This is a genomic window from Gammaproteobacteria bacterium (assembly GCA_016765075.1).
Lineage (GTDB): Bacteria > Pseudomonadota > Gammaproteobacteria.
In genome coordinates this window covers 1-5,366 of record JAESQP010000119.1, presented here as the reverse complement: position 1 = coordinate 5,366, position 5,366 = coordinate 1, and the positions used below count along the sequence as shown (strand labels likewise).

The following is a 5,366-nucleotide window of genomic DNA, read 5'->3' as shown; positions in this document are numbered from 1 at the left end:
GGCGCCTCTTTAGCGATCAATGACGGCAACGTCGCTTCTAACACATTAAACGCCAGAAAGAAGATAAACAAGCCCGTAATAATTCCCCACAAGCTCGACGATAGCAGCGCCATGATAAACAGACCAATGGCAATCGCTGCCACCGACGCCAAAAGCACCGGCTTCATCTTGCGCTTGGACTCGGCAATAATGACAAATGGCACCATCAACAACATAGCAATAATCAAAACGGGGCCATATACCCACGGATGTTGCGCCGCTTCAAGCCCTGCTCCATCGCGCAATATTAGTGGTAATGCAACAAAACAGGAGGTCAACAGAAAATGCAGGGTAAAAATACTCAGATCAATGCGTAGCAACTGGCCATCTTTCAGTAAAGAAGCGATATCCACAGGCCTTGTTCCGGCATCACGGTGGCTGCGCAATACAACCGTTTTCGGTAAACCTACCTGTACCAGCACCATACCCAGCAAAGCCAAGAATGCAGTAATCCAGAAAATACCCGGCACACCTACCCATTGGTTCAGAATTGGCCCCAGAATCATCGATAGCACAAAGGCAAAACCAATGCTGATACCAATTGTCGCCATAATTTTACTACGCTGCTCTTCACGCGTCACATCGGCTGCCAAAGCCATAATCGCCGCAGCAATGGCACCGGCACCTTGAATTGCCCGGCCAACAATCACCATCACAATAGAATCAGCCAGCGCCGCAACAACACTGCCAATCGCAAATATCGCCAGCCCGATAATAATCACCGGTTTACGACCAATACGATCAGACCAAAGACCAAACGGAATCTGTAATAGCGCTTGTGTCAGGCCGTAAATACCCAGGGCAAGACCGATCAACAACGGCGTTACACCCTCTAACTCGACCGCATAAAGTGAAAATACCGGCAAAATCATAAATAAGCCCAGCATGCGCAGGGAATAGAGACTAGCAAGGGTCAGCGTCGCGCGCTTTTCCGTCGGATTCAAACCAGAGTATGACAAGGGGATAAAAGCTCTTTTGATTGTTGCTGCGAAAAACGCGTATATTACCAGGTTGCATTAGGGTCTGTTGACGTTTCATTTTCATTACTGTTGCGTCTGCAAAAATACCAATCACCAACAGTAGGCGCTTTAGGCGAGGCGCAAGGAGAGAGATTTAGTGGTGCTAAATGAACGACGAGCAACGCCGAGTGGCGTTTTTGCAGGCGCAACCCGAAGGGCTGGGCCGCTTTTTTCGTCTTACTGCGTTGCACCCCTAGAGCCTGCCCCCCGTGTCAAGCACGGGGCAGGCTCCGCGAAGGCGTGGGGGCACGTAGTCAGTCGCTTATGTAGAACAACTACACAGCGCTTCTTCCGTCTTGCACCCCAAGGGCACTTCCTGCGGGGCGTAGGTCGAAAAAAGCGGCTCCAGCAGTAATGAAAATGAAACGTCAACAGACCCCCAACCTCCTAGGCGCAGAAAACAAGATGGACACAATCCGCATTCGCGGGGCACGCACGCACAACCTCAAGGCAATCGATATTGATATCCCGCGTAATCAGCTGGTTGTCATTACCGGTTTGTCTGGCTCAGGCAAATCGTCACTGGCCTTTGACACCATTTATGCCGAGGGTCAACGACGCTACGTCGAGTCCTTGTCGAGCTATGCGCGGCAGTTTTTATCGGTCATGGAAAAACCGGATGTTGATTCAATAGAAGGGCTTTCACCAGCCATTGCCATCGAGCAAAAAACTACTTCGCATAACCCACGCTCGACGGTGGGCACGGTTACCGAAATCTACGACTATCTACGTTTGCTCTACGCCCGCGCTGGTGAACCACGCTGCCCTGACCACGATACTGTGCTGCAAATACAAACCGTCAGCCAGATTGTCGATCACATTCTCGAACTTGAGGAAGGACTGCGGGTAATGTTATTGGCGCCTGTCATTGAGCAGCGTAAAGGCGAACACCTGCACGTGCTACAACAATTACGCAGCCAGGGTTATGTCCGTGTCCGCGTTAACGGCGTGGTGACTGAAATCGATGAGCTTGAAAAACTCGACCTGCGGCGCAAACACACCATTGAAGCGGTCATCGACCGCTTCAAAGTGCGCGCCGATATCCAGCAACGTCTTGCTGATTCCGTTGAAACGTGTCTTGAGCTTGGCGGCGGTCGCGCACGACTTGCCTTCATCGACGATAAAAAACGTCAAGAGATTGTATTTTCGGCAAGCTTTGCCTGCCCTATTTGTGGCTACAGCATTACTGAGTTGGAACCGCGTTTATTTTCATTTAATAACCCGGCTGGTGCTTGCCTAGGCTGCGATGGTCTTGGCAAACAAACATTCTTTGACCGTAAACGCATTGTTATGCACCCACAACAAAGTCTTGCTGGTGGCGCCATTCGTGGCTGGGACCGCCGCAATGGCTACTATTATCAGCTATTAATTTCCTTGTCCACACACTACGGCTTCGATATTGACGTGCCGTTTGCAGAACTTAGCGACACAAGCCAAAACATTATCCTCAATGGCTCTGGCCATGATGTCATTAAATTCACCTACTTCAGTGAACGTGGTGGCACCTTTATTAAAGAGCAAGTATTCGAGGGCATTATTCCGAATATGCAGCGACGCTATAAAGACACCGATTCCACTGTCGTGCGCGATGAGCTGGCAAAATACATGTCAACCCATGATTGCACTCACTGCAACGGCACACGCCTAAAGCGCGAAGCGCGCAATGTCTATATCGACCAATGTTCAATGCCAGACATTACACGCCTGCCCATCGGCCAGGCCAAAGCCTTTTTTGAAACACTGAAGCTACCTGGCGCACGCGGCACAATCGCTGCGCGCATTATTAAAGAAATCAGCCAACGCCTGTCTTTCCTAGTTAATGTCGGACTCGACTACCTAAGCCTGGAACGCAGCGCCGATACGCTTTCAGGCGGCGAAACACAACGTATTCGTTTAGCCAGCCAAATTGGCGCTGGACTTGTTGGTGTTATGTATGTGCTCGACGAGCCCTCTATTGGGCTACACCAACGCGATAACCAGCGCTTGCTAGACACGCTACGTTATCTGCGTGATCTTGGTAACTCGGTCATCGTTGTTGAACATGATGAAGATGCGATACGCGCTGCCGATTTTGTCATCGATATTGGCCCAGGCGCAGGGATTCATGGTGGCAAAGTCATCGCCCAGGGCACACCCGCACAAGTGCTGCAACATACCGACTCTATTACCGCAGACTATCTTGTTGGCCGCAAACAAATTGAAATTCCTCAGCATGACTTTACATTTGATGCCGAGCATACGCTGAGCGTGTTTGGTGCCAAAGGCAATAATCTGAAAGCCGTTGATGCCCATTTCCCACTCGCTGCCATGACCGTGGTCACTGGCGTCTCGGGTTCAGGTAAATCCAGCCTGGTCAATGATACGGTGTATCGCGCCGCCACCATGGCAATCAACAAAAGCACCACTGAGCCTGCTCCACACCAAAAAATCACCGGGCTGGATAAACTCGACAAAGTAATCAATATTGATCAAAGCCCGATCGGCCGCACACCACGTTCTAACCCCGCCACGTATACCGGGCTGTTCACGCCAATACGCGAATTATTTGCTGCCACGCAAGAGGCCCGTTCACGTGGCTATGGTGCTGGACGTTTTAGCTTTAATGTCAAAGGCGGCCGTTGCGAAGCTTGTAAGGGCGATGGCGTCATCAAAGTTGAAATGCATTTTCTTGCTGATATTTATGTGCCCTGTGATATTTGTAAAAGCCAACGCTATAACCGCGAAACCCTGGAGATACGTTACAAAGGCAAAACCATTCACGAAATCCTCGATATGACGATAGAAGATGCTGCAAATTTCTTTAGTGCCGTACCTGTATTAAAACGAAAACTCGACACCTTGGTTGATGTCGGGCTTGCTTATATCAAGTTGGGTCAAAATGCCACGACACTTTCGGGTGGCGAAGCACAGCGCGTTAAATTATCACGCGAACTTTCTAAACGTGATACGGGCAATACCCTTTATCTGCTTGATGAACCAACCACTGGCTTACATTTTCACGATATTCGTCAATTGTTAAAGGTGTTGCATCGTCTACGCGATCAAGGCAGCACTATCATTATTATTGAGCATAATCTGGATGTCATTAAAACAGCGGACTGGATCCTCGACCTTGGCCCCGAAGGAGGTGACAAAGGCGGTGAGATTATCGCTATTGGCACACCGCAAGACATTGCCGCAACCGCTTGTTCTCATACTGGGAAATTTCTAAAGGAAATGCTCGAACGGCACCATCAAGCACCAGCAAAAAGTGCCTGACTCTAGTGTGGTGTAACGGATAAAGGGCACCTATCAGCGTAACGAGAAGCCATTAACTGTAAGGCGCGTTGCGCAGGGAATGGCGCGCCCTTTACAAGTAACGCAACGCAGCAGATGATGGCTTCTGGTTGCGCCCGAAGGGAGACCCACAAATGACTCAATACTGCGTTGCAGCCTTTATCAAGGGATACAACCCTTAATTGCAGGCTACGCCTTGTCTTGAGTCATTTGTGGGTCTCTGATAGGCGCCCTTTATCCGTTACACCACACCAGTGCCATAAAAAATAATCTCTATTAGAAGGCTTTAACTATAATGCAAAATTATCAAAAAAACTTTATTGAATTCGCGCTTGACCAGGGTGCACTTTGCTTTGGTGATTTTACGTTAAAATCGGGACGGCAAAGCCCTTACTTTTTTAATACTGGTTTGTTTAACGATGGCCGCGGCATTGCTAAACTCGGCCAAGCCTATGCTGCGGCTATTATCAACTCGGGCATCGAGTTCGATATGTTATTTGGCCCTGCCTACAAAGGCATCCCTCTCGCAGTAAGTTGCGCTACTGCGCTGGCTGAACAGCATGGCCGTAATGTGCCTTACGCCTTTAACCGTAAGGAAGCCAAGGATCATGGCGAAGGTGGCACCATTGTCGGTGCTAAATTGCAGGGCAAAATATTAATTATCGATGATGTCATTTCTGCTGGCACATCGGTAGGCGAATCAATTGAAATAATTAATGCAGCCAAAGCCACGCCTGCTGGCGTCTTTATCGCCCTTGACCGGCAGGAACGTGGCAAAGATAAGCAATCAGCGATTGCCATGGTAGAACAACGCTACGACATAGCTGTCGGCAATATCATTACACTGGATAATTTGGTGACTTACTTAAACGAACGTGGTGATATGACTGAACCATTGACTGCAATTAAACAATATCGACAACAATGGGGTTGTTAGTGTGGTGTAACGGATAAAGGGCGCCTATCAGAGACCCACAAATGACTCAAGACAAGGCGTAGCCTGCAATTAAGGGTTGTATCCCTTGATAAAGG

At 49.2% G+C, this 5,366-nt stretch carries 3 protein-coding genes; 2 read left to right on the top strand and 1 reads right to left on the bottom strand.

Translation table 11 applies throughout. The features are described from left to right. A partial coding sequence (locus tag JKY90_07190; GenBank protein ID MBL4852049.1) for an MFS transporter occupies positions 1-998 on the bottom strand: 998 nt, incomplete at its 3' end. A 465-nt stretch (positions 999-1,463) separates the two neighbouring features. Between JKY90_07190 and uvrA the strand changes: the two genes are divergently transcribed. Together uvrA and pyrE are read left to right on the top strand one after the other, a co-directional pair. Continuing rightward, positions 1,464-4,316 carry an excinuclease ABC subunit UvrA gene (gene uvrA, locus JKY90_07185; GenBank protein ID MBL4852048.1) on the top strand — a complete coding sequence of 951 codons (2,853 nt, stop codon included), beginning with the start codon at positions 1,464-1,466 and terminating at the stop codon, positions 4,314-4,316. Positions 4,317-4,629: 313 nt separating this feature from the next. Then, positions 4,630-5,271 (top strand): orotate phosphoribosyltransferase, encoded by a 642-nt coding sequence (pyrE, locus tag JKY90_07180; GenBank protein MBL4852047.1) that lies wholly within the window; start codon positions 4,630-4,632, stop codon positions 5,269-5,271. The last annotated feature ends 95 nt before the right edge of the window (positions 5,272-5,366 follow it).